Annotated in this window: 27 protein-coding genes; 26 read left to right on the top strand and 1 reads right to left on the bottom strand. The window is 39.3% G+C overall.

Annotation, left to right across the window (positions count from 1 at the left end; genetic code table 11):
• The first annotated feature begins 50 nt into the window (after positions 1–50).
• The 3 genes from pyrG (at position 51) to kce (ending at position 3053) form a co-directional block, all read left to right on the top strand.
• Positions 51–1661: a CTP synthase gene (pyrG, locus tag AC4PID_RS07555; protein WP_492134963.1), complete on the top strand. Its 1611-nt coding sequence runs from the start codon at positions 51–53 to the stop codon at positions 1659–1661.
• 183 nt (positions 1662–1844) lie between these two features.
• Positions 1845–2231, top strand: a complete 387-nt coding sequence (kal, locus tag AC4PID_RS07550) for a 3-aminobutyryl-CoA ammonia lyase (RefSeq protein ID WP_492134962.1) — start codon at positions 1845–1847, stop codon at positions 2229–2231.
• 9 nt (positions 2232–2240) lie between these two features.
• Complete coding sequence (kce, locus tag AC4PID_RS07545) at positions 2241–3053, top strand: 3-keto-5-aminohexanoate cleavage enzyme (RefSeq protein WP_492134961.1); 813 nt, start codon at positions 2241–2243, stop codon at positions 3051–3053.
• 116 nt (positions 3054–3169) lie between these two features.
• Here the strand turns inward: kce and AC4PID_RS07540 are convergent, their stop codons facing one another.
• Positions 3170–5044, bottom strand: coding sequence for a stalk domain-containing protein (locus tag AC4PID_RS07540; RefSeq protein WP_492134960.1), 1875 nt, complete (start codon positions 5042–5044; stop codon positions 3170–3172).
• A 235-nt stretch (positions 5045–5279) separates the two neighbouring features.
• Here AC4PID_RS07540 and rho point away from each other — a divergent pair, with 235 nt between their 5' ends.
• The 23 genes from rho (at position 5280) to AC4PID_RS07425 (ending at position 24764) form a co-directional block, all read left to right on the top strand.
• Positions 5280–6770, top strand: a complete 1491-nt coding sequence (rho, locus tag AC4PID_RS07535; protein ID WP_492134959.1) for a transcription termination factor Rho — start codon at positions 5280–5282, stop codon at positions 6768–6770.
• A 110-nt stretch (positions 6771–6880) separates the two neighbouring features.
• Positions 6881–7081 carry a 50S ribosomal protein L31 gene (gene rpmE, locus AC4PID_RS07530; protein WP_492134958.1) on the top strand — a complete coding sequence of 67 codons (201 nt, stop codon included), beginning with the start codon at positions 6881–6883 and terminating at the stop codon, positions 7079–7081.
• Positions 7082–7307: 226 nt separating this feature from the next.
• Complete coding sequence (locus AC4PID_RS07525) at positions 7308–7904, top strand: thymidine kinase (RefSeq protein ID WP_492134957.1); 597 nt, start codon at positions 7308–7310, stop codon at positions 7902–7904.
• On the top strand, positions 7901–8836 hold the full coding sequence (locus AC4PID_RS07520) for a DUF1385 domain-containing protein (RefSeq protein WP_492134956.1): 936 nt from the start codon (positions 7901–7903) through the stop codon (positions 8834–8836). Before AC4PID_RS07525 ends, AC4PID_RS07520 begins: the two co-directional genes overlap by 4 nt.
• Before the next feature lie 2 nt (positions 8837–8838).
• The gene (gene prmC, locus AC4PID_RS07515) at positions 8839–9675 is read left to right on the top strand and encodes a peptide chain release factor N(5)-glutamine methyltransferase (RefSeq protein WP_492134955.1); all 837 of its coding nucleotides are present in this window, start codon (positions 8839–8841) and stop codon (positions 9673–9675) included.
• A gap of 18 nt (positions 9676–9693) precedes the next feature.
• Positions 9694–10764, top strand: coding sequence for a peptide chain release factor 1 (gene prfA, locus AC4PID_RS07510; RefSeq protein WP_492134954.1), 1071 nt, complete (start codon positions 9694–9696; stop codon positions 10762–10764).
• A 78-nt stretch (positions 10765–10842) separates the two neighbouring features.
• Positions 10843–12003 (top strand): cation:proton antiporter, encoded by a 1161-nt coding sequence (locus tag AC4PID_RS07505; RefSeq protein ID WP_492134953.1) that lies wholly within the window; start codon positions 10843–10845, stop codon positions 12001–12003.
• 271 nt (positions 12004–12274) lie between these two features.
• Entirely contained in the window at positions 12275–13378 is a 1104-nt protein-coding gene (locus tag AC4PID_RS07500; protein ID WP_492134952.1) for an L-threonylcarbamoyladenylate synthase, read from the top strand.
• Positions 13379–13445: 67 nt separating this feature from the next.
• Positions 13446–13892, top strand: a complete 447-nt coding sequence (gene rpiB / locus AC4PID_RS07495) for a ribose 5-phosphate isomerase B (RefSeq protein ID WP_492134951.1) — start codon at positions 13446–13448, stop codon at positions 13890–13892.
• Between the two features lie 10 nt (positions 13893–13902).
• The gene (gene upp / locus AC4PID_RS07490) at positions 13903–14532 is read left to right on the top strand and encodes a uracil phosphoribosyltransferase (RefSeq protein ID WP_492134950.1); all 630 of its coding nucleotides are present in this window, start codon (positions 13903–13905) and stop codon (positions 14530–14532) included.
• A 12-nt stretch (positions 14533–14544) separates the two neighbouring features.
• Positions 14545–15564, top strand: a complete 1020-nt coding sequence (locus AC4PID_RS07485) for an MraY family glycosyltransferase (protein ID WP_492134949.1) — start codon at positions 14545–14547, stop codon at positions 15562–15564.
• 88 nt (positions 15565–15652) lie between these two features.
• Positions 15653–16762: a non-hydrolyzing UDP-N-acetylglucosamine 2-epimerase gene (wecB, locus tag AC4PID_RS07480; protein WP_492134948.1), complete on the top strand. Its 1110-nt coding sequence runs from the start codon at positions 15653–15655 to the stop codon at positions 16760–16762.
• Positions 16763–16856: 94 nt separating this feature from the next.
• Positions 16857–17213 carry an AtpZ/AtpI family protein gene (locus tag AC4PID_RS07475; protein ID WP_492134947.1) on the top strand — a complete coding sequence of 119 codons (357 nt, stop codon included), beginning with the start codon at positions 16857–16859 and terminating at the stop codon, positions 17211–17213.
• Positions 17214–17337: 124 nt separating this feature from the next.
• On the top strand, positions 17338–17757 hold the full coding sequence (locus AC4PID_RS07470; RefSeq protein WP_492134946.1) for an ATP synthase subunit I: 420 nt from the start codon (positions 17338–17340) through the stop codon (positions 17755–17757).
• Entirely contained in the window at positions 17738–18466 is a 729-nt protein-coding gene (gene atpB / locus AC4PID_RS07465) for a F0F1 ATP synthase subunit A (RefSeq protein WP_492134945.1), read from the top strand. Before AC4PID_RS07470 ends, atpB begins: the two co-directional genes overlap by 20 nt.
• A gap of 24 nt (positions 18467–18490) precedes the next feature.
• On the top strand, positions 18491–19036 hold the full coding sequence (atpE, locus tag AC4PID_RS07460) for an ATP synthase F0 subunit C (RefSeq protein WP_492134944.1): 546 nt from the start codon (positions 18491–18493) through the stop codon (positions 19034–19036).
• A 100-nt stretch (positions 19037–19136) separates the two neighbouring features.
• Positions 19137–19406 carry an ATP synthase F0 subunit C gene (atpE, locus tag AC4PID_RS07455; protein ID WP_492134943.1) on the top strand — a complete coding sequence of 90 codons (270 nt, stop codon included), beginning with the start codon at positions 19137–19139 and terminating at the stop codon, positions 19404–19406.
• A 28-nt stretch (positions 19407–19434) separates the two neighbouring features.
• Positions 19435–19968 (top strand): F0F1 ATP synthase subunit B, encoded by a 534-nt coding sequence (gene atpF / locus AC4PID_RS07450; protein ID WP_492134942.1) that lies wholly within the window; start codon positions 19435–19437, stop codon positions 19966–19968.
• Positions 19956–20498 (top strand): F0F1 ATP synthase subunit delta, encoded by a 543-nt coding sequence (locus AC4PID_RS07445; protein ID WP_492134941.1) that lies wholly within the window; start codon positions 19956–19958, stop codon positions 20496–20498. The genes atpF and AC4PID_RS07445 overlap by 13 nt, the downstream gene beginning before the upstream one ends.
• A 16-nt stretch (positions 20499–20514) precedes the next feature.
• Positions 20515–22026 (top strand): F0F1 ATP synthase subunit alpha, encoded by a 1512-nt coding sequence (gene atpA, locus AC4PID_RS07440; RefSeq protein ID WP_492134940.1) that lies wholly within the window; start codon positions 20515–20517, stop codon positions 22024–22026.
• A 27-nt stretch (positions 22027–22053) separates the two neighbouring features.
• Complete coding sequence (atpG, locus tag AC4PID_RS07435) at positions 22054–22911, top strand: ATP synthase F1 subunit gamma (RefSeq protein WP_492134939.1); 858 nt, start codon at positions 22054–22056, stop codon at positions 22909–22911.
• 21 nt (positions 22912–22932) lie between these two features.
• On the top strand, positions 22933–24339 hold the full coding sequence (atpD, locus tag AC4PID_RS07430; RefSeq protein ID WP_492134938.1) for a F0F1 ATP synthase subunit beta: 1407 nt from the start codon (positions 22933–22935) through the stop codon (positions 24337–24339).
• A gap of 11 nt (positions 24340–24350) precedes the next feature.
• Positions 24351–24764 (top strand): F0F1 ATP synthase subunit epsilon, encoded by a 414-nt coding sequence (locus tag AC4PID_RS07425; RefSeq protein ID WP_492134937.1) that lies wholly within the window; start codon positions 24351–24353, stop codon positions 24762–24764.
• Positions 24765–24786: the final 22 nt, after the last annotated feature.

Raw genomic sequence — 24786 nt, 5'->3', positions numbered from 1 at the left:
TGAGGCCAGTGAGTAAATAGGATTATATGGTTATTTGAAAGGAGTCTTTAATGAGTACGAAGTATATTTTTGTGACGGGAGGGGTAGTTTCCTCATTAGGTAAGGGTATCACAGCAGCATCACTTGGCCAATTGTTGAAAGCAAGAGGTATGAAAGTAACGATTCAAAAATTCGACCCATACATTAACGTGGATCCAGGTACGATGAGTCCATACCAACATGGGGAGGTTTTTGTTACTGATGATGGGGCAGAAACAGATCTAGACCTTGGTCACTATGAAAGATTTATCGATATCAATTTATCTAAAAACAGCAATGTAACTACTGGAAAAATATACTGGTCTGTACTTACCAAAGAAAGAAGAGGCGACTACTTAGGTGCAACCATCCAAGTTATTCCTCATATTACAAATGAAATTAAGGACCGTTTAATGCGTTCGGCGAAGGAATCAGGTGCTGATGTGGTAATCACTGAAATCGGTGGTACTGTAGGTGATATTGAGTCACTTCCTTTCCTTGAAGCAATTCGTCAAATGAAATATGATGTCGGTGCGGAAAACGTTATGTACATTCATTTAACGTTATTACCATATCTTGCAAAAGCAGGCGAAATTAAGACAAAACCAACACAACACTCAGTTAAAGAACTTCGTGAAATCGGGATTCAACCGGATTTAATCGTATGCCGTACTGAAAAAGAAATTTCTCAAGAAATGAAAGAGAAAATTGCACTTTTCTGTAGCGTTGGCCCAAAAAATGTCATCCAAAACCTTGACGCTGAAACGCTTTACTCTGTACCATTAACGTTGGAAGAAGAAGGCTTAGCGGATAAAGTGTGTGACTTCTTTAAATTGCCAAATGTTAAACCAGACCTATCGGAATGGGTGAATATGGTTAACATTGAGAAGAACTTAAAGTCGACAGTAAAGATTGCATTGGTAGGTAAATATGTAGAGCTTAGAGATGCATATTTATCTGTCGCTGAAGCACTTAAACATGCAGGGATTGCAAATGAAGTTATCGTAGACATCGACTGGGTTCATTCAGAAGAGGTGGATGAAAACAATGTCGCTGAAAAACTAAAGGATTGTGATGGGATTTTAGTTCCTGGCGGATTTGGATTTAGAGGCGTTGAGGGTAAAATTATCGCAACTAAATACGCGAGAGAAAACAACATTCCTTTCTTCGGAATTTGTTTAGGGATGCAGATGGCGGTTATTGAGTATGCTAGACACATTCTCGGTTATCCAGAGGCACACAGTGCAGAGCTTAATGGCTTAACGCCAACACCTGTCATCGATCTTATGCCAGAACAACACGATGTGGAGGATATGGGCGGCACAATGCGTCTTGGTTTATACCCATGTAAGTTAAAACAAGGTTCATTGGCGCATCAAGCATATGGTGAAGAGTTGGTTTATGAAAGACATAGACATAGATATGAGTTCAACAACACTTACAGAGATGAGTTTTTACAAAGTGGCTTTATCTTAAGTGGCTTGTCACCTGATGAAAGATTGGTTGAGATTATAGAGCTTCCTAATCACCCTTGGTTTTTAGCGGTTCAATTCCATCCAGAATTCAAATCAAGACCAACACATGCACATCCACTTTTTAGAGATTTCATTAGTGCTTCAAAAACAAAACGTTTTGGTGCATAGTATACACGCTATATAATAGAAAATAGTCCTGATTTTTAGGCGAATTAGCTTTTATAGATTCAAATTACAATTTTGAGGTAGGTCCCAAATCTTTGGTTTTTGTAATAACCGAAGGAGATGGTTGACCTACCTCTTTTGCTTAGCTAAAATAGGAGTGAGGGAAACTATTTTAGGAGGGATTTTATGTCAGAAAAAGCGATGATTAGAATGCGTATGAGCATGCACGACGCGCATTATGGTGGCAACCTTGTAGATGGTGCCAAAATGTTAAACTTGTTTGGAGACGTAGCAACTGAATTGTTAATTCGTCATGATGGCGATGAAGGCCTTTTTGCAGCGTATGAAAAAGTTGAGTTTTTAGCACCGGTATATGCTGGCGACTATATTGAAGCGGTGGGCGAAATTACGCAAGTCGGTAATTCTTCTAGAAAAATGGTTTTTGAAGCAAGAAAAGTGATTATCCCTAGACCTGACCTTAATGAGTCAGCTTGTGATGTCTTAGAAGAGCCAATCGTTGTTTGTCGTGCAGTCGGCACTTGTGTTGTACCTAAAAACAAACAAAGAAAGTAGTGGTGGGCAATGGAAAAGCTAATTATAACAGCAGCTTTAACAGGCGCTGAGGTAACAAGAGCACAGCAACCCAATTTACCACTTACACCAGATGAGATCGCTCAAGATGCTTATGAATGCTATGAAGCGGGAGCTTCTATCGTTCATATCCACGCGAGAGATGCTGCTGGTGAACCAACTCAAGACATGGCAGTCTATAAGGAAATCAAAGAAAAAATCGAAGCAAAATGCAATATCATTTTCCAACCGTCTACAGGTGGTGCGGTTTGGCATACCCCTGAACAAAGATTACAGCCAGTTGATTTAGCGCCAGAAATGGCAACGCTCAGCTGTGGTACTTGTAATTTTGGTCCCGATGTTTTTATGAACTCAGAAGAATATATCGAAAAATTCGCTGAGAAAATGCAAGTAGAAGGTGTGAAACCTGAGGTTGAAGTATTTGAACGCGGTATGATCGAAAATGCGAAGCGCCTTGTTAAAAAAGGTCTTCTCAAAAGCCCTGTTCATGTAGACTTTGTACTGGGTGTACCAGGTGCTTGCCCAGGAACACCGGAGGATTTGATGTATATGGTAAGCTGTCTGCCAGAGGGCTGGACATGGACAGTTGCTGGAATTGGAAGAAGTGAGCTACCTTTAGCAGTGATGGCAATCGTACTAGGTGGGCATGTTAGGGTTGGTTTTGAAGACAATGTTTACTATGGCAAAGGTGAACTTGCAAAATCAAATGCGCAGTTGGTTGAAAGAATTGTCAGAATCGCTAAAGAGATGGGTCGTGAAGTGGCCACACCAGATGAAGCGAGAGCAATTTTGGGCTTAAAGTAATAAAGTTGGTAAGTTAGGGAAGATATATGTTTCAGAATATAAAAATCAGAGGTGATCATCACCTCTGATTTTTTTTAAAATATAATGGAGTTACTAGTATATAAGTTGTTTACCTTTTAGAAAGGCAGCAGCTCAACAGAACTGAATGGTTCATAGAAGATGTTGCGGTTCAAGTTGAAGTAATCAAAAGCATTTCCATTTTCAAGTGAAATGGCGGATACGTACCATGCGCCGTTGATATACGTTTCAACCCAGTATTCAATGCCTTCCTCTGAAATGCCTCTGACCACTCTTGCTGGAATATCGACTGATCTTAGTAATCCTGTGTAGACAAAGCAGAGCTCAATTGCATTGGCTTCTTTCACTGTAAGTAGCTGTTGCATATTGAGTAGCCCTTCTCCGTGGACGGTATTGCTGTACGCGTAGGTAGAAGTTACGTAGCCGTAGAGTGTTTTTGCCTTTGCAAATTGATTGGTCAAATTATAAGTCAGACCATTTGATATGCTGTATACCGCAAGTGCATCGTAGTTCACATACTCTGAAGGAAGAAGATACTTGATAGCATCACTTGAAGTATTGAGCAAACTAAATTTCATAACCATGTCTTCGGTATTCATATCGAAGTTCATCAATAGAGCGTTTGTAACAATTTCATCTAAAGTGATTGCTTCCTCTTCAGATAAACCATCTATCGTATCCTCTGTCAGAGCATTTGTTACATCTGAAGGTTCTTCAGCATAATTTTCAGTAACACCACCGCTAGGTAACGTGTAGATATCCTCTGTGCCGTCAGATAGATCCGTATAAATGGTGATGTTGTGTTTGCCTAGACCAAATGGTGTATAAATTTTACTGTTGTATTGTCCATCTTCCACAGGAACATAATAATCTATTTCTTCTGAACCCTTTGAAACGATAATATGAAAGCCTTTAACCCCTGATTCAGGATCGATACTTCCTGAAAATAAAAACTGATTTTCAACCGGCATATTTGAGTAAATTTGACTATTTAATGACATGCCAATTTCGAAGAAGTGTGGGAGCTCTGTATAGTGCTCTAGTTGATCGTTGATTGAAAGCTTAATGATAGAAAATGTCCCGATGATATCGTCAATCAGATCGTATGCATCTACTTCGTTAGAGGTTTGAGGGAATTTTCCAGTCAAAATGTAGCCGTTGTTTTGTTCGAAAAAGACGTAAGAAACATAGTGATTCGTAATCCCATTTTCTATTAGATCATAATAGATGGCATCCGCCTTGTAGCCATTGATGGTCTGTGTTGTGTTAGAAAGTCTTTGAAAATCATCGCCATACTTAAATTTTAAGTCTGTAAGGAGCGATTCTGTCAAAACAGCACGCGAATACTGCTTGCCAAGTGGATAAAATTTCACATCAAAATAATAGGTTTCAAAAGGATCCTCAACGCCATAAAGTTCTTCTGCTTCACTTAGTTTTTGCCAGTATTCAGGCACGTAGAAGCTGACACCCCAGTTGGATAGATTGATGCGTTTAAAGTGTCTGAAACCAATCTGTTGATATTCGAGTAAGTTCTCTCTGTAATCGATGGCCAGCTCAGATGAAGCTACTGTGCTGTAGCTCATTTCAAGTGTTTTAGCAGCGAAGGATGCAGGAATCAATAGCTCACCCTTATATAAGATGGCACTTACAGGCATGGTTTTAGCTTTGCCATTTACATATGCCGTCGCTTGATTTGGAGAAAATTTCATGAAGATGTTGTCTCTATAGACGATTACCTGTCCTGTTTTTTCTACTGTAAATACCTGCGTTCCTAACTTTTCACACAAGGTTTTTGCAGATACCATGATCTCTCCGTTTATAACAAAACTGCCGGTTTCAAAAGCGATGTGTTGACCTGCAAGTGAGATGTCGCCCTGAACGACGTTTTCGCCCATGGTCGGCGCAGCAAAGGACGTACTGCCACCAAAAAAAAGGACTAAAAACAAACTTGCGAATAATAGATTTCTTTTCATTATATGCTCACCATTTGATTCGATTCTTAAAGTGTGTTAGTATGTTGCTATAACTCTTTATAAAGTTTGTAGCTTAATTAGACTATATCATAATTTACTCTTTTTTTATTTACATTTCTATTAATTATTAAATTCCCAATTATTAATATATTTACTTAATTTTAGTTGAATGCTAAGGACTTTTCGAAAAATTCGCAAAGCCTTTTAAAGTTGTGCGGTAATAGATGGAGGCGATATGGATATAAGAACACTTCAGAAGAAAAAAGTTGCTGACCTTAAGGAAATTGCCAAGGTAATGGGGTTGGCTGGTTTTGAGAAGCTGAAAAAAGATGAACTGATTGATCTCATTATTGGCGGAAATGTGCCTCAAGAGAATGACGATGAACCCTTTGTTTATGAGCCGGAAATTGAAGATGAAGATGTGGCTGAAGAGGATGAAACAACCGAGGATGAAGAGGATTCTGAGGCAGAAATTGGCGATGATGAAGGTGCACTTGAGATAAGAGCACAAGAAGCACTATCAAAGGATGCTGGAGCCTCTGAAGAAAACATCAAATATGAAGGTCAGGTTGCTGAAGCTTCTAAAGAGCAAAAGCGAATTTATAAACACAAGGATGGCGCAGTTGAAGAGGTGGAAGGTGTCCTTGAAATCACAGAGCAAGGCTATGGGTTTTTGAGATTTGAAAACTTTTTAACCAGTGATCAAGATGTCTACGTATCCAATTCGCAAATTAGAAAATTCTCTATGAGAACGGGAGATAAAATACTAGGTTCAACTCGTGAGCCAAATGCTGGTGAACGCTTTAGAGCTTTGCTTTATGTGAAGTCTATCAATGGCATGCGCCCGATTTCAGGGTTCAGACGACCTAGGTTTGACGATTTGACACCACTTTATCCAAATGAGCGCTTTAGACTTTCTGGCGACTATAAGGATCATGCGATGCGGATTATCGATATTGTTTCGCCAATCGGTAAAGGACAGAGGGGATTAATCGTTGCACCACCGAAATCTGGTAAGACGATTTTACTTCAAAAGATCGCTAAAGCCATCTCAAAAAATCATCCAGAGGTAGAGTTGATTGTTCTTTTAATCGATGAACGTCCGGAAGAAGTAACGGATATGAAGCGTTCGATCAATGCGGATGTTATTTATAGTACTTTTGATGAGCTGCCTTCACATCATGTTAAGGTAGCTGAAATGGTCCTTCATAGAGCGAAAGCTTTAGTTGAGCAGAAAAAAGACGTCGTTATTTTGCTGGATAGTATCACACGTTTAGCAAGAGCTTATAACCTCGTTATGCCATCTAGTGGTAAAACCCTTTCTGGTGGACTTGATCCCAATGCGCTGCATCGACCGAAGCGATTCTTTGGCGCAGCAAGAAATATTGAAGAGGGTGGATCGTTGACGATCCTTGCAACGGCACTTGTTGAAACTGGCTCTAGGATGGACGATGTTATCTTTGAGGAGTTTAAAGGCACTGGCAATATGGAGCTGATTTTAGATCGTAAATTGTCTGAGAAGAGAATTTTTCCTTCTATTGATATACGTAAGTCGGGAACGAGAAGAGAAGAGTTTATTTTAAATACGGAAGAGCTTGAAGGTATCTGGCGAATTAGAAGAAATCTCGACCGCTATAACAACTCTGAAATTGTCGAGAAGTTTATTGATACTTTACTCTCTACAAAAGACAATCATAGCTTTTTTCAAATTTTAGCAAAAGATTAAAAGATTTTGTTTTTTAGGTTGAATTATTAAATAGAGTGTGTTACAATGATAAGGCTTGAAATTTGAATATTGAAACTTGAGATAAATTAATAAGGAGAGAGGTGAACATAATGAAACAGTCAATTCATCCAGACTACAAAAAAGTTGAAGTACATTGCGCATGCGGCAATACTTTCACAACAGGTTCTACAAAAGATGAGATCAGAATTGAAATTTGTTCTGAATGCCATCCATTCTTCACTGGTACAGCTAAATCAGTTGAGCGTGGCGGTAGAGCTGAGAAGTTTAAGGAAAAATACAATCTTAAATAAGTCGCTTGTAATTAGGTTAGGATGGGGTAGTCCTAACCTTTTTTATTTAGCTGCAAAAAAGTTGATGTAAAATCTGAGGGTGACGTATCCAAAGATTTTTATTTATATTGACAAGGTTTATTGAACAAAGAAGAAGCGTGGCTTAAGATTTGTTTACTATAAATTTTTATTATTATAAATACGATTGTGTTAAAATAGAATAAAACTATAAATTGAGGAGCTTGAAATGTCAAAGTTATACTTTAGATATGGCGCAATGAATTGTGGAAAATCAACTGCACTGATGCAAGTAATGCACAACTACACCGAACGTGGTATGCAGGCGATCATTATTAAGCCCTACACAGATACAAAAGGCGGCGATCAAGTCGTCTCAAGATTGGGAATAACGAAGCAAGTCGATGTTATCGTTAAAAAGGAAGCAAATGTTATTGAGGAAGTAATGGCGTGGCGTGAGCGTCACGGTAAAATAGATTGTATATTAGTCGATGAAGCGCAATTCTTCACGAAAGGTCAGATTGATCAGTTTTTCGAAATAGCCGTTAAACAAGATATTCCTGTTATCTGCTATGGTCTTAGAACTGACTTTTTAATGAAGGGTTTTGAAGGCTCGGAAAGATTGTTGCTGTTGGCACATAGTCTAGAAGAACTAAAAACCATCTGCCGTTGTGGTAGAAAGGCGATTCTTAATGGTAGAAAAATAAATGGTGATTTTGTATTTGAAGGTGAACAAGTGGCGATAGATGGTGAAAACCATGTTGAGTACGAATCTTTATGTGCGGATTGCTATTTCAAGTACAAGGAATCGAAGGTGACTTTATGAGTGAACAAAAAAATGTAGAATATACTTCGATCGGTGGACAAGCACTGATTGAAGGGGTAATGATGAGAGGGAAAGACAAAATCGGGATTGCGGTTAGAAAGCCTAACGGTGAAATCGAATTAAAGGTTGATCCTATTAGCAAGCATTTTTCGCATCCTATCTTCAAACTGCCTATGATCAGAGGAATTGTTGCACTTATTTCTTCTATGATTATAGGGGTAAGAGCATTAACGTATTCAGCTGAGTTTTTTGCTGAGGGAGATGGCACTGAAGAAAAAGGCAAATTTGAGCTTTGGTTGAATGAAAAGTTTGGAAAAAAAGCAGATGATATTCTTTTAGGATTCTCTATCGTTTTTGCAGTGATATTTGCACTTCTTTTATTCGGAGCATTGCCAACGGCTATTGTTGGATTTTTAAGAGGCGTCATCACAAACACTTTATTACTAAGTGCAGTTGAAGGCGTTATGAAAATTGTTGTTTTCGTCACCTATATCGTGGTAATCTCACAGATGAAAGACATAAAAAGAGTCTTTCAATACCACGGTGCAGAACATAAAACCATTCATTGTTTCGAAAGTGGTAAAGAGGTAACGGTTGAAAACGCAAGAACCTTTACGACGTTACATCCTAGATGTGGCACGAGCTTTATCTTCTTTGTTTTAATGATCAGTATTATTATTTTTACGTTCATCAGTTGGAACAGTGTTATCGTAAGGCTTTTAATTAAACTGTTACTCTTTCCAGTGGTTGCAGGTCTTTCATATGAAATGATTCGTATCGCTGGAAAATCAACACATCCAATTGTTAGAGCGCTTAGTTATCCAGGCTTAATGATGCAAAAAATTACCACTAAGGAACCAGATGACAAGCAACTTGAGGTTGCTATTGCAGCTTTTAAAAGTGTTTTAGATGAGGCGGATCCTACTTTTTAGTTATGATTACTTTATATACCAAACAAAAAGAAATTGAAAAGAGTTTAATGCCGATTACAGATGCTTGGCAGTATGAAGCTAAGGTCATACTTTGTCATGTGCTTGATGTTGAGCCGATTGAACTGGTTCTGGCGAAACAGAGATTGCTTTCTCAAGACGAGCAAAGACGTATCGATGACTTTGTGACAGGTCGAATAAAGCGCGTGCCACTACAATACTTAGTCCAAAAACAAGGCTTTTATGGATTTGACTATTTTGTAAATGAATCTGTTTTAATCCCTAGACCAGAAACAGAGACACTTGTCGAACGGATTATTAACACGATAAAGATTCCAAATCCGAAGATTCTTGATATTGGTGTCGGCAGTGGCGCGATAGCGATAACACTCGCTATGCACTTTCCTTTTTCAAGTGTCGTAGGGAGTGACATATCGGAGAATGCGATTGAGGTTGCGAAAAAGAACGCCATTTTTCACAATGTATCTGAACGGGTTCAGTTTGTACTCAGTGATCTGTTTGAAAACATTGAAGGTAAGTTCGATTTGATTGTTTCAAATCCACCCTATATTCCAATCGGTGATTTAGAGACACTTGAACCAGAGGTCACAGAGTATGAACCTCACATTGCACTTTTTGCAGGCGAAGACGGTTTGGATATTTATAGAAGATTGATTCCCAAAGCGAAGGAACACTTAAATCCTAATGGGTATCTTTACTTTGAAGCGGGACACAATCAATATGAAGCGATTGAAGCTTTATTGAAAGAAAATGATTTTAAATCGGTAGACCATTTTTCAGATTTGAATGGTATTCCGAGATTTATATATGGACAAAGATAAGAGTTGGAGGATTTTAGCATGTTTGATAAGTTGAAATTCATAGAAGAAAAATATGAAGAGCTTGGCCTTAAGCTTTCTGATCCTGAGGTAATCAACGATCAAAAATTATGGCAAAGACTGATGAAAGAACATTCGGAGTTATCAAGTATTGTACTTAAGTATCGCGAATACAAGGAAGTTGTAAACGGGATAGAAGAAGCAAAAGAAATGCTCGAAGAAGGCGATGAAGAGATTCGAGAATTAGCGAAGATCGAGTTGGCTGACTTAGAAGAAAAGGTTGAAGTGCTAGAAATGGAAGTTAAAAAGCTATTACTTCCTAAAGACCCGAATGATGAAAGAGACGTTATATTAGAGATTAGAGCAGGTGCCGGTGGCGATGAAGCTGGTTTATTTGCTGCAGAGCTCTTAAGACTCTATATTCGCTTTGCGGAAAGAAAAAGATGGAAAGTTGAATTGCTCAACACGAATGAAACGGGTGTTGGCGGGATTAAAGAAGCTTCAATCCTAATTAAAGGAAATGGTGCTTATTCTAAGTTGAAATATGAAAGCGGTACACACCGTGTTCAAAGAATTCCACAAACGGAGTCGGGTGGTAGAATTCACACATCTACTGCTACGGTTGCTGTATTACCTGAAGTGGATGATGTCGAAGTTAACATCAATCAAAATGATTTAAGAATCGACGTGTTTAGATCTTCTGGTAATGGTGGACAGTCGGTAAATACAACCGACTCAGCGGTAAGAATTACGCATTTACCGACGGGGCTTGTGGTTAGCTGCCAGGATGGTAAATCACAATTGTCCAATAAAGAGAAGGCGATGCAAGTTTTAAAAGCAAGACTTTATGAGATCGAGCTCACGAAACAAAACGAGCAAATCGCTGCAGAAAGAAGAAGTCAAGTTGGTACTGGTGATAGAAGTGCTAAAATTAGAACTTACAATTTCCCACAAGCAAGAATTACAGATCACCGTATTCCAATTACAATGTATAAGTTAGACAGTTACATGCAAGGTGAAATCGATGAAATGATCGATGAGTTGACCACATTCTTCCAAACAGAAGCTTTAAAAGCACTTGAAGAAGTGTAAACCTTGTGAGTCCTATAAAAAAGGCGTATACTATAAACGTTGGTAAGTTGAGGTAGTCTCCATAAGTTGGGGGGATTTATGGATAGTGATTATTTATTTATCTTACAATTGGCGGTTTTGTTATTTGTTGCGCATGCAGCAGGAAAAATCAGTACAAAGCTAAAGCAACCAGCCGTATTAGGTCAGATTATCGCAGGGATTTTAATGGGATTTGGATTGATAGAGAAGACGCATTCGCTTCAATCCTTTGCTCAAATCGGCGTAATCATGCTGATGTTTATCGCAGGTCTTGAAACAGATGTGGATGAGCTTAGAAGAAGCTTAAAAACATCCTCTTTGATAGCGATGGGCGGTGTTGTTGCACCAGCAATACTGGTATTTTTTGGTGTGCAACTGTTGTTTCCAAGCATTGACCAGACAGCTGCGTTGTTTTTGGGCATCGTGACGACGGCAACGTCGGTAAGTATATCTGTACAGACACTTAAGGAAATGGACAAGCTAAAGTCTCATCAAGGTGTAATGATTTTAGGTGCTGCAATTATCGATGATGTCATTGGTATCGTTCTGTTAACCATCTTAGTAGGTATCGTCAGACCTGGACTTTCACATTCGGTGAGTCAAGTCGTTATTGAAGTTGCGCTTTTGTTCTTAGTGATTACAGTGGTGGGTTTTGTTACTTTAAAAGCGATTAAGTGGCTAAAAGAAAGATATGACTTAAGTGAAAAAATAGATGTCGCCGCATTAATTATTTGCCTTGCGTTGGCATTTATATCTGAAGAGTTTGGTGTTGCTGCGATAACAGGTGCTTATTTTGCAGGCGTCATATTTTCTATGACCACCTATAAACATAAAGTATCGCATGATATTAATAAAATTTCTGAAATGATGTTTACACCGATTTTCTTTTTATCGATCGGAATGGACATCAATTTAGAGGCGGCAATTAGAGCGACAAGTATAGGTCTTTTACTGGTCATCTTAGGGTCAATCGGTAAAATAATTGGCTGTGGTTTTGGCGCTAGAGTTTCTGGGTTCAATCAGGCACAATCGCTTCAAATTGGGATTGGTATGATTCCTAGGGCAGAGGTAGCCATCATCGTTGCCAACTATGGTGTTCAAATGGGTATTTTGAGTGAATCTGGAATGGCAGCTACCATTTCAATGGTGTTGGTTTCAACTTTGATTACACCAATGCTTTTAAAATGGGCATTTAATAGAGAAACATTAGTGCGGCTATAACTATCGGTCGCAAGATGAATTTTGACTAAAAACTGAGGAGCAATCCGAGGTTTTTTCTTATATAGCCACAACTCTGTTGTGGCAAAATCGCAGGACTCGATGTCCGAAGATTTTTATTAAGCCACAACTCTGTTGTGGCAAAATCGCAGGACTCGATGTCCGAAGATTTTTATTAAGCCACAACTTTGTTGTGGCAAAATCAGAGGACTCGACGTCCGAAGATTTTTATTAAGCCACAATCAAATTGAGGTTGAATCAGAGGAATAGTGATATGAGAAATACGACAATTATAAATGTAAAAGAAGAGATGACGCACGAAGTGCTAAGTGAAATACTAAAAGATGCTGCTGTGTGCCTTTCTAATGGCGGAACGGTTGCCTTCCCCACAGAGACTGTATATGGCCTCGGAGCGGATGCGCTATCTGAAAGCGCTGTTGATGCAATCTATGAAGCAAAAGGAAGACCTTCTGATAATCCCTTAATCGTGCACATCGCATCTTTGGAGATGCTGCATGAACTTGTCATAGAAATAAGACCAAATGTTCACAAGTTAATGGATGCTTTCTGGCCAGGTCCAATTACCTTTGTAATGAAAAAAAATGAGAGGGTTCCTTTAAAGGTCACTGGTGGTTTATCAACCGTAGGAATCAGAATGCCTTCAAATCCTGTTGCACTAGAGCTCATTAGATTATCGGGTAAACCAATCGCAGCGCCGTCAGCCAATCTTTCTGGTAAACCAAGTCCCACACAGGCTAAAACTGTAATCGAGGATTTGATGGGACGCGTTGACTATATCGTTGCAGGTGATTCGGCAGAGGTTGGTTTAGAGTCCACAGTTTTAGACGTCACTGGTGAGGTTCCGGTTATTTTAAGACCTGGTAAAGTCACTTGTGAAATGATCAAAGAGGTGGTTGGTGCATGTGAGTTTGATGCTGCAATTACAAAAGATAAAATTGAAACTGATGGCGTCGCAAAAGCACCAGGGATGAAATATCGTCATTATGCGCCAAATGCAACAGTGGTAGTTTGTATTGGTAGTCCAACAGAGATTGTTAAACATCTTTTTGAAGCAGTAGTCAATTGCGCGCAAGTAGATAATGAAAAGCTAGGGATCCTTACTTTTGGTGAAGAGGCATCAGTGTTAGAACGCATGGTTGCACTAGAAGGTATTGAAGATAAAAGCTACTATATTATCAGCGCTGGATCATCTAAAGATCTGACGGAGTATGCAAAAATATTATTTGAGTCACTGAGAACTTTTGATTCGGTTGGTTGCACGCAAATTATCGCTAGAGGCGTTGAAGAAACCGGTTTGGGTGAGGCAATTATGAATCGATTGAAAAAAGCGGCGGAAGGTAAAGTAACGAGAATTTAATTTGCTTTTTATATCTATAGATTTTATAATGGATTAGGAATTTTGAAAATGAATAAGGAGGTTGCAAATGAAAGTTGCAATGGGCTCAGACCATGGCGGATTTAATCTAAGACTTGTCATTAAGGCACATTTAGTTGAGAGGGGCTATGAGGTTGTAGATTTCGGCGTTGAATGCAAAGAATCCTGTGATTATCCGGATTATGCACTCAAAGTGGCGAATGCCATTACATCAGGAGAATGTGAGTTAGGTGTTCTGGTGTGTGGTACAGGGCTTGGCATTTCTATCGCAGCCAATAAAGTAAAAGGTATTATCGCTGCACCAGTTAGCGATACATTCAGTGCTGAAATGGCGAGAAAGCATAACAATGCAAATATCATCGCTCTAGGAGAACGCGTTGTTGGAGAAGGGTTGGCACTTAAAATTGTCGATGCATTCTTTGACGCAGAATTTGAAGGCGGCAGACACGAAGGTCGCGTAGCAAAAATATTCGAAATCGAATCAAAATATTTATAAGAGGTGCAGTATGAGTACAGTATTTGAAATGAATCATCCATTGATCCAACATAAATTAAGCTTGATCAGAGATAAAAATACAGGATCAAAAGAGTTCAGAGAGCTCGTTAAAGAAGTTTCTATGCTTCTTGCATATGAAGTAACAAGAGATCTATCACTTGAAGAGGTTGAAATTGAAACACCAATCTGTAAAACTAAGACAAAAATGCTCTCAGGAAGAAAATTAGGTATCGTACCAATCTTAAGAGCGGGTCTTGGAATGGTTGACGGTTTCTTAAATCTTTTACCAGCTGCTAAAGTCGGCCATATTGGTCTTTATCGTGATCCGGAAACATTAGAGCCTGTTGAATACTATTGTAAGTTGCCAACAGATATCAATGAAAGAGATCTTATTGTGGTTGACCCAATGCTTGCAACAGGTGGTTCTGCTAATGCAGCGATTCAATTCTTAAAAGACAGAGGTGCAGAGAGCATTCGTTTGGTTTGCTTAATTGGCTGTCCAGAAGGTATTTCGGCAGTTCAAGCTGCACATCCTGATGTTAACATTTATATTGCGTCAATCGATGAAAAACTCAACGATCACGCTTACATCGTGCCAGGATTAGGAGATGCGGGAGACCGTTTATTCGGCACAAAATAGTCGAGGTGTTTAATGTATATTCCAGCAATTATCGCAGGGTTAATCAGCTTTATAATGACGCCATTTGTCATTAAGCTTGCCAACAAACTAGGTGCAGTGGACGTTCCGAAGGATGATCGACGCATGCACAAAAAGCCAATGCCGCTTTGGGGTGGTATCGCTATATTCTCAGGCTTTTTCGTGAGCATGTTTCTTTTTTCCAATGTTGAAACGACAAAACTCATAGGGTTATTTATCGCTTCTTGTGTGATGCTCGTCACAGGGATGATCGATGATATTAAACCATTAGGCGCGAAGCTAAAGCTATTGTTTCAAATTGCAGCAGCTTTTATCTTGGTGAAATCGGGTTATGAAATCACTTTCTTTACAAATTTCTTTGGTAAATCTGATTTTATCTTCTTGCAGCATTTTGCGTTACCTATTTCAATGATTTGGATCGTTGGCGTGACGAATACAGTTAACCTGATCGATGGGTTAGATGGACTTGCGGCTGGGATTTCAGCGATAGCAGCAGTTACACTGAGCTATATTGCCATTTTGAATCATCAATACGATGCAGCAATGATCACATTGATCTTAGCGGGCAGCTCTATAGGGTTTTTACCATATAACTTTAACCCTGCAAAGATCTTTATGGGAGATGCGGGCGCATTGTTCTTAGGTTTGGTTTTATCTGCCATTTCAATTGATGGAGCACTTAAAAGTGCAACGGCGATAACCGTTGTCGTACCAATCTTAGCGCTTGGTATACCAATTTTTGATACTGCATTTGCCATCTTAAGAAGACTGATTAACAAACGCCCTATAATGGAAGCTGACAAAGGCCATTTACATCACAGATTAATGTCTATGGGATTAGGGCAAAGAAAAACCGTTTTATCAATGTATTTAATTTCTGCACTATTAGGTGCTGGTGCGATTGCATTATTAAAACAAAACTGGATGCATGCATTAGTTTTGTTGATATTAGCTGCAATTGTAACTTTTATACCTATTAATCGGACGCTGATAATGCAGAAAAAAAATGGTTAATCATTTTCACATGATAACGATTTATTAAAGCCTTCGATTTGTTCGAGGGCTTTTTTTAACATATGATGACTTCACCTAGGAGGATTTTATGAAAATAATGACACTTTTTGGAACCAGACCTGAGGCGATTAAGATGGCGCCACTTGTAAAAGCAATTGAGAGAGAAAGTGATATGCAGTCTATCGTTTGTGTTACAGCACAGCATAGAGAGATGCTTGATCAAGTTTTAGATCTTTTTGAGATTCAGCCAGATTATGATTTAAACATTATGAAATCCGGTCAGTCATTAAGTGAAATAACGTCAAGGGTTTTGCTTGGTGTTGAAGAGGTGTTAAAGAAAGAAAAGCCAGATGTCGTACTGGTGCATGGGGATACATCCACAACTTTATCTGGCGCACTTGCAGCTTTTTACGCTCAGATTCCTGTGGGTCATGTTGAGGCAGGACTTAGAAGTTTTAACATGTACAGCCCATATCCGGAAGAAATGAATCGCTTATTAACCACTAGAATTGCGAGCATACATTTCGCTGCTACTCAAGGAAATGTTGATAACTTAATAAAAGAGGGTATTAATCCACAAGTAGTTTACAAAACAGGGAATACTGTAATCGACGCATTATTCGAAGTAATTGATGAAAATTATACTTTCGAAAGCGAAATGTTGAATAAAATCGATTTTGAAAGTCATAAGGTTATCGCTTTGACAGCGCATAGAAGAGAAAATTTAGGACAGCCAATGGAAAATATTTTCGGTGCCATTAGAGACTTAATTGAAGCACATGAAGATGTTGAGTTGGTTTTTCCGATGCATTTAAATCCAGCTGTTAGATCCGTCGCAAGAAAATATCTAGATCAACATCATAGAATTCACTTAATTGAGCCATTAAGCTACGAGGATTTTGCAAATTTAGAGGCAAAGTCATATCTTATTATGACAGATTCGGGTGGTATACAAGAAGAAGCACCAGCACTTGGTAAACCTGTTGTTGTTTTGCGCACTGAAACTGAACGACCAGAAGCAGTTGATGCAGGAACGGTTGTCATAGCTGGAATCGAAAAAGAAGACATTTATCGCGAAACGGAAAAGTTAATTGTCGATGCTGAGCATTATCAGACGATGTCAGAGGCGATGAATCCTTATGGCGACGGTCATGCATGCCAGAGAATTATCCAAGCTTTGCGCAATTGGAAAAATTGATAAAAATTTAACTATATATTTTGGCTTAACATAAAATGTGTTATAATAAATGGTATTGTTCTTGTATTATGACAATTATTTGAGGTGAAGGAATATGTTTGGTAATAAAAAATCCAACAAAAGCATATTGCAGAACTTAGCACTAATTTCTCAAGTTGGAATTATGATGCTAGTCCCCATTTTTGGGGGTGTTTTGCTCGGAGCTTTTTTGGACCGTTTTTTTAAAACCAATGGCATATTCCTTATTATTTTTGTTCTTCTAGGTGTTGGTTCCTCTTTTCGAAATTTGTATGTGCTCTCAATGCAAAAGAGTAAAGAATATGAAAGTAAAGAAAGTCCTTCATCTTATGTCCATAATTTTGAGAAGTCTCTCGAGAAAAATAAGGATAGTACTGAGCAAAATAAAGCCATTGACTCTGATGAAGATATACGTGATAAGAGAGATCAATAAATCAGAGAGCCCTCATCGTTTAGCTTTAAATATCAGAATATTTGAAAAAGTGTAAACAAAAAGAGGAATTATCAAATGAATTGTTAAATGATATAATAATGGGAATGATAAAAAAGGTGGCAAAATGAACGCTTTAAAACAAACACAAAAAAGAATCATGACTTGGCTTCTAATTGTAGACGCCATCATTATAGGCGTTTTGTTTATCGCCATAAAGGATCCGAAGCCTTTTATTTTAGGCGTAATCTTTGGATCTGCAATCAGTGGACTCAATTTTATGGAGTTATCCAATACGCTAAGTCGTGCGGTACAAATGCAGTCGGATAAGGCACAGTCTTTTACTGTTATTAAGTATTTTATTAGGTATATTGTGACAGCGATCGTTCTTTATGTATCGATCGTCGCACCTTATATAAATGTATTAGGAACAATCCTAGGCCTCGTTATCATCAAGATTATCATCCTAATGGGCAATTTTTTAGGAGATAAACGTTTTTTCAGAAACATTCTAAGAAGAAAGGAGGATGAATCTAGTGGGCAGTGAAGGTTTTGGACCACGCATCGCATTTACCATCGAAGGTATACCTGGTATTGGCGATATCCCAGTTTCGGAAACGGTTACCGTCACTTGGCTTATAATTGCCGTACTATTTGTCTTTTCGATAATAGCGACGCGCAACATGAAGAAAGAGCCAAAGGGACTACAACTCGTTGTAGAACAACTTGTTTCGACTATTAATAACCTCACCAAGCAAAACATGGGAGAGAGAAATTACATGTGGGCACCTTTTGTAGGAACGCTTCTATTATTTATAGGGATTTCCAACATTATAGGTCTCTTAGGGTTTAGGCCCCCTACAGCAGATCTTAACACGACTATGTGTCTCTCGATCACAACCTTTGTATTGACTCAAGTATTTGGCGTCAAAAGCAAAGGACTTGGCGGCTATTCGAAAGGGTTTTTACAACCTATGCCGTTTCTGTTGCCACTCAATATCGTTGGTGAACTGGCAAACCCAATTTCGCTGGGTTTCCGTCTATTCGGAAACATATCTGCAGGGGTCATCATCATGTCGTTGTTGTATGGTGCGTTAGGAAGCTTTACAGAAATGCTGTTTGGACTTACAATTCCGTTACTCCAAGCAGGTTTACCTGCAGTGCTTCACATTTATTTTGACTTGTTCGCAGGTCTGTTACAGTCGTTTATTTTTACAATGCTGACAATGGTATTTATTTCTGGGGCAATGGAATAAGAGAGTACTTAGAGAGGTGAACTCATGGAAAGTAGCAATTTTATAATGGATTTTTTAAATTGGCTGATGAGTTTTGAACCTAAGGCGATTGTTCTAGCAGCCTCGGCAATTGGCGCGGGTTTCGCGATGATTGCCGGTATAGGTCCTGGCGTAGGTCAGGGATATGCAGCGGGAAAAGGCGCAGAAGCGGTATCGAGAAATCCTAAGTCGCTTCGTGAAACCACAATGGTTATGTTACTTGGAGCTGCTGTTGCAGAAACTTCAGGTATCTTGGCACTTGTAGTTGCGCTAATTATGCTCTTCGGAAATCCTTTGATCAATTTGGAAGGCAATGCCTTAGTGATTATGGCTTCTGCCATAGGTGCAGGTCTGGCGATGATCGCTGGAGTTGGACCTGGAATCGGTCAAGGTTACGCTGCCGGCAAAGGTACAGAAGCCACTGGTAAAAGACCGAAGATGCAATCTCAGATCGTTAGAACGATGCTTGTAGGTCAAGCAGTTGCGCAAACAACAGGTATTTATGCACTTGTAATCGCTCTTGTATTACTCTTTGCTAATCCGTTGTTATAGGCGTAATTTTCTAGCCGTCGCCTTAGTGGATGAATTCCAAGCAAGTAGGCGACAAGTTTTAATCAAATATGAATCATAATTATCAAGGGAGGATCTTTTTATGGAAACATTAATTACAGGTAAAGCTCTTGTATTAGCAGCATCAGCAATTGGCGCAGGTCTTGCTATGATCGCAGGTATCGGCCCTGGTATCGGACAAGGTTTCGCAGCTGGTAAAGGTGCTGAAGCAGTTGGTAGACAACCTGAGTCACAAGGTGACATCGTTAGAACAATGCTACTTGGTGCAGCAGTTGCAGAGACAACTGGTATCTATGGTCTTGTTATCGCATTAATTTTATTATTCGCTAACCCACTTGTAAACATGCTCTAATAAAACCGAAATAAACGGGAGGTAATACATGAGTATCGATATTGTAAACTCAAGTCTTAGATTGGGACTTGTGAGTCCAGACTGGACATTTGTGTTCCAGCTGATCAATACACTCATTCTTTACTTGATTCTCAGAAAGTTCCTTTTCGGTCCAGTTACAGCATTCATGGAAAAGCGTGAAAACGAAATCAAAAATCAAATTCAAGCAGCTAAAAACTTGGATTTAGAAGCACAACAGCTTAAAGCGGATTATGAAGCGAAATTGACTCATGCTGATGATGAAGGCAAAGAAATCGTTAAAAAATACACGCAACGTGCTGAAAACAGAGCTTTTGAAATCGTTAAAGCGGCTGAAACCGAAGTGGATACTATGAAGCTTAATGCACATAGAGAACTTGAAAGAGAACGCGTAAAAGCGGTTAATGAGTTAAAAGGTCAGATTTCTGAGCTTACGATACTTGCTGCTTCAAAAGTTGTAGAGAAAGATCTCAACGAAGCAGATCACAAAGAACTTATCAATAAGTTCATAAGTGAAGTAGGTGAGACTCAATGGCAGAATTAGTAAGCAAAACTTATTCGGAAGCGATATTTGATGTCGCTGTTGAGGAAGGACGCTTAGATTTGGTTCAAAGTGAATTTGATTTTGTGGAGTCGATCTTAAAAGAGTATCCAGACTTTTACGAAATTCTAAAAACACCGAAGGTAAATATTGAAGAAAAGAAAGCTGTACTTCAAGAAACCTTTGGTGACCAAGTATCCCAAACACTACTCAATTTCTTGAAAATTATCATGGACAAGAAGAGAGGATCCGACTTACTTTCTATTAAATGGGATTTTGATAGACGCGTTGATGAATACAAAGGCGTAGTCAAAGTCACAGTAGAATCCGTTGTGCCTTTATCAGAAGATCAGTTAAATACTTTAGTGAATAATCTAAAGAATATGACTGGAAAAGAAATCGTGTTATCGACACAGATCAACCCAGAGCTTTTGGGTGGTTTGGTCGTAAGATTAGGTGATAAAGTTATCGATGGTTCCGTTAAATTTAAACTAGAAGGTATGCTCGAGGGGCTAACTCAAATAATTATTTAGTAGGAGTGTGCAAGACATGAATCTAAGACCAGAAGAAATTAGTTCTGTGATTAAAGCACAGATTAAGAAATATGAGTCTAAGCTTCAAGTAGAGGATACTGGTACTGTTCTTCAAGTTGGCGATGGTATCGCAAGAGTCCATGGTCTCCAAAATTGTATGTCAGGTGAGCTTCTTGAATTCCCATTTGAAGTTTACGGCATGGTTCTAAACTTAGAAGAAGATAGTGTCGGTGTTGTTCTATTTGGCTCAGACGAAAAGATTAAAGAAGGGGACCTCGTAAAGAGAACTGAACGCGTTGTTGAAGTACCAGTTGGTATGGAAATGTTTGGTCGTGTTGTTAACTCATTAGGTCAGCCACTTGATGGCAAAGGCCCAATTGCTTCGACGAAAACTAGACCGATTGAAGTAAAAGCATCTGGAGTTATTGACAGAAAGTCAGTTCATGAACCACTTCAAACAGGTATTAAAGCGATTGACTCTATGATTCCTATCGGAAGAGGTCAACGTGAATTAATCATCGGCGATAGACAAACAGGTAAAACGGCTATCGCGATTGATACAATCATCAATCAAAAAAATACCGATGTCTACTGTATCTATGTAGCAATTGGACAAAAGACTTCAACGGTTGCTCAAATCGTTAAGCAATTAGAAGACCACGGTGCAATGGATTATACATGTGTCGTTTCTGCGACCGCATCTGATCCAGCGCCACTTCAATATATTGCACCATATGCAGGCGTTACAATGGCTGAAGAGTTAATGTATAATGGCAAACACGTCCTCATTATCTATGATGACCTGTCCAAACACGCCGTTGCCTATCGTGCAATGTCCTTGCTTCTTAGGAGACCACCAGGACGTGAAGCTTACCCAGGTGACGTTTTCTACCTACACAGTAGATTACTTGAGCGTGCTGCTAAACTTTCAGATAAGTTAGGTGCAGGCTCAATCACAGCGTTACCAATCATTGAAACACAAGCAGGTGACGTATCTGCTTACATTCCAACAAACGTAATTTCTATTACAGATGGTCAGATTTACCTTGAGTCAGAACTTTTCTTCTCAGGACAAAGACCAGCGGTTAATGCTGGTATCTCTGTATCGCGTGTTGGTGGGGATGCTCAAATTAAAGCGATGAAGAAAGTCGCTTCAAAAATTAAACTTGAACTCGCTCAATACAGAGAGCTTGCAGCCTTCGCACAGTTCGGTTCTGAACTTGATAAGGATACAAAAGCGACACTTGAGCATGGTGAGAGATTAATGATGGTATTAAAGCAGCCTCAATACAGACCGATGGCAGTTGAAGAGCAAGTTATGGTGATTTATGCAATCGTCAACAAGTTTATGACAGACATTGCAGTTGCACACATTTCTAAGTTCGAAAGTGGTTTAATTGAGTTCTTAAAGTTAAATCATCCTGAAATCGGAAAATCAATCATCGAAAAAGGTGAAATGACTGCTGATGTTGAAGAAGCGTTAAAAGCGGCAATTTTAGAATTTAAGAAAAGCTTTGTAGTAGAATAATAAGCTTCCTTGTAGGAGGGATTGAACATGGCAAGTAGTACACGCGATATTAAGCGTAAAATTCGAAGTGTCAACAGCACCATGCAGATCACCAAGGCTTTCGAGCTCGTCTCAACTGCAAAGCTTAAACGTGCAAGAGATAGAATGGATATCACCAAACCTTATTTCGACACGATTCAAACGGCTGTACACGATATCTTAAGCGCTGATAAAAGCATTAAGAGTAAGTTTGTCTCTTCTGGAGTTAGCCATAAACCACTTTACATTGTGGTCAGCTCAGATAGAGGTCTCTGTGGTGGTTACAACATCAACGCGATTAAAAAATCGATTGAAAATGTAACCGACAAAGAAAATGCGAAGTACATCGCTGTCGGAAAAAGAGCGAATGACGTATTGAAGCAAAATGGTTACAATGTCGTCGACAGCTTCTTATATATTTCTGAAAAACCAGAGTTTATTCATGCTGTACAAATCGCAAAAACTGCGACCAGTATGCTAGAAAAAGGCGAGGTAGATTCTATTCATTTTATTTACACGAGATTTGTAAGCTCCATCTCACAAGTAGCAACAGATTTACTGTTGTTACCAATTGAACGTCCAGAAGTTGTAGAAGGAGAAGGCCCGTCAGAGTACATCAATTACGAGCCTTCACCAGAGGAAGTACTTCATTACATCATTCCAAAATATGTAGAAAGTACACTTTTCGGTGGTCTTATCGAATCTTCTGCTGCTGAACAAGCTGCAAGAAGAATCGCTATGGAGAATGCTTCTGATAACGCAGAGGAAATCATTGAAGACCTTACACTGTCGTTCAACCAAGCGAGACAAGCTGCAATCACTCAAGAAATCTCTGAAATCGTCGGTGGTGCTGAAGCACTAAAATAATTCGTAAAGGAGTGTAAGAGTATGGATCAAACGATTGGTAAAATCGTTCAAATCATCGGACCTGTACTCGATATTAGGTTTGAAGCGGATCAGCTTCCTAATATTTATGATGCTGTCGTAATTGATTATAAAGAGGTTCATGTTGTTGCAGAGGTTATGCAACACATCGGTGGTAACACAGTTAGAGCCGTTGCTATGAGTTCAACAGATGGACTTATTAGAGGAATCGATGCAGTATCTACAGGTGCACCGATCTCTGTGCCGGTTGGAAAACCGACATTGGGTCGATTGATCAACGTACTAGGTGAAACAATAGATGAACAAGGCCAAATTGAGAAATCAAATGCTGAATTCTGGCCAATTCATAGAGAGGCACCTGCATTTGCTGAACAAGGTACAAGTGCAGAAATGCTTGAAACAGGTATCAAAGTTGTCGATTTGATCGCACCTTATTCTAAAGGTGGTAAAATCGGTCTCTTCGGTGGTGCAGGCGTTGGTAAAACGGTAATCATCCAAGAGTTAATTAACAACATTGCAACTAATCACGGTGGTTTATCTGTATTTGCTGGCGTAGGCGAGCGTACAAGAGAAGGTAATGACCTTTATCATGAAATGAAAGACTCAGGCGTTATTGAAAAAACTGCGCTTGTATTCGGACAGATGAATGAACCACCTGGAGCGAGAATGAGGGTAGCCTTAACAGGTCTTACGATGGCTGAGTACTTCAGAGATCAAGAGGGCAAGGACGTTCTTTTATTTATCGATAATATCTTTAGATTTACACAAGCAGGTTCTGAGGTGTCGGCACTTCTTGGTCGTATGCCAAGTGCCGTTGGTTACCAGCCAACACTTGCTACCGATATGGGTGCACTTCAAGAGAGAATCACTTCGACAAATAAAGGTTCTATCACATCGGTTCAAGCGGTTTATGTACCTGCGGATGACTTAACTGACCCAGCGCCAGCGACGACATTCAGCCACTTGGACGCAACTACAGTTCTTTCGCGTAAGATTTCTGAGTTAGGTATCTATCCTGCGGTTGATCCACTGGATTCATCTTCTCGTATTCTTACACCTGATGTTGTTGGTAACGAACATTATCAAGTTGCTCGTGAAGTCCAAGAAATTCTTCAAAGATACAACGAGTTACAAGATATCATCGCAATCCTCGGTATGGATGAACTTTCAGATAATGATAAGCTCGTCGTAAGCCGTGCAAGAAAAATTCAAAGATTTTTATCACAACCATTTACGGTTGCTGAGCAATTTACAGGATCTAAAGGTGTCTATGTTCCAGTTAAGGAAACTATCAGAAGCTTTAGAGAAATCCTTGATGGTTCTCACGATGAAATTCCTGAGCAATTCTTCCTGTACTGTGGTGGCATCGAAGATGTCGTTGAAAAGTATAAGAAAAGTCAAGCACAATAGGAGGTGTCAGGATGGGCAAAAAATTCAAGCTTGATGTTGTAACGCCAGATCGCGTCTTCTTTGAAGGCGAAACCGACATGGTGATCTTAAAGACAACAGAAGGTGATATCGGAATTTTATATGACCATGAACCTCTGGTTGCACCACTGAAAGTTGGCAGTATGCGCGTACGCCAAGACGACCAATCCTTTAAGTGGGCTGCTTGTTCTGCTGGATTCTTAACTGTCAATGAAGAAAAAGTTACAGTGGTAATCGATTCCGCAGAATGGGTAGATGAAATTGACGTTGATAGAGCACTAGAAGCGAAGAAACGTGCAGAGACCCGCATTCAAGAAGGCCCTGAAAAAGGCGTCGATATTCTTAGAGCGAGACTTGCACTTGAAAGAGCGATTAACCGTATTAGGTTATATGAACTCAACAAATAATGGTGACGACATCATACGTCAC

The sequence above is a fragment of the Fusibacter sp. QWL-12 genome (assembly GCF_058683495.1).
The sequence above is the reverse complement of the archived record's forward strand: the minus strand, read 5'-3'. Positions and strand labels throughout refer to the sequence as shown.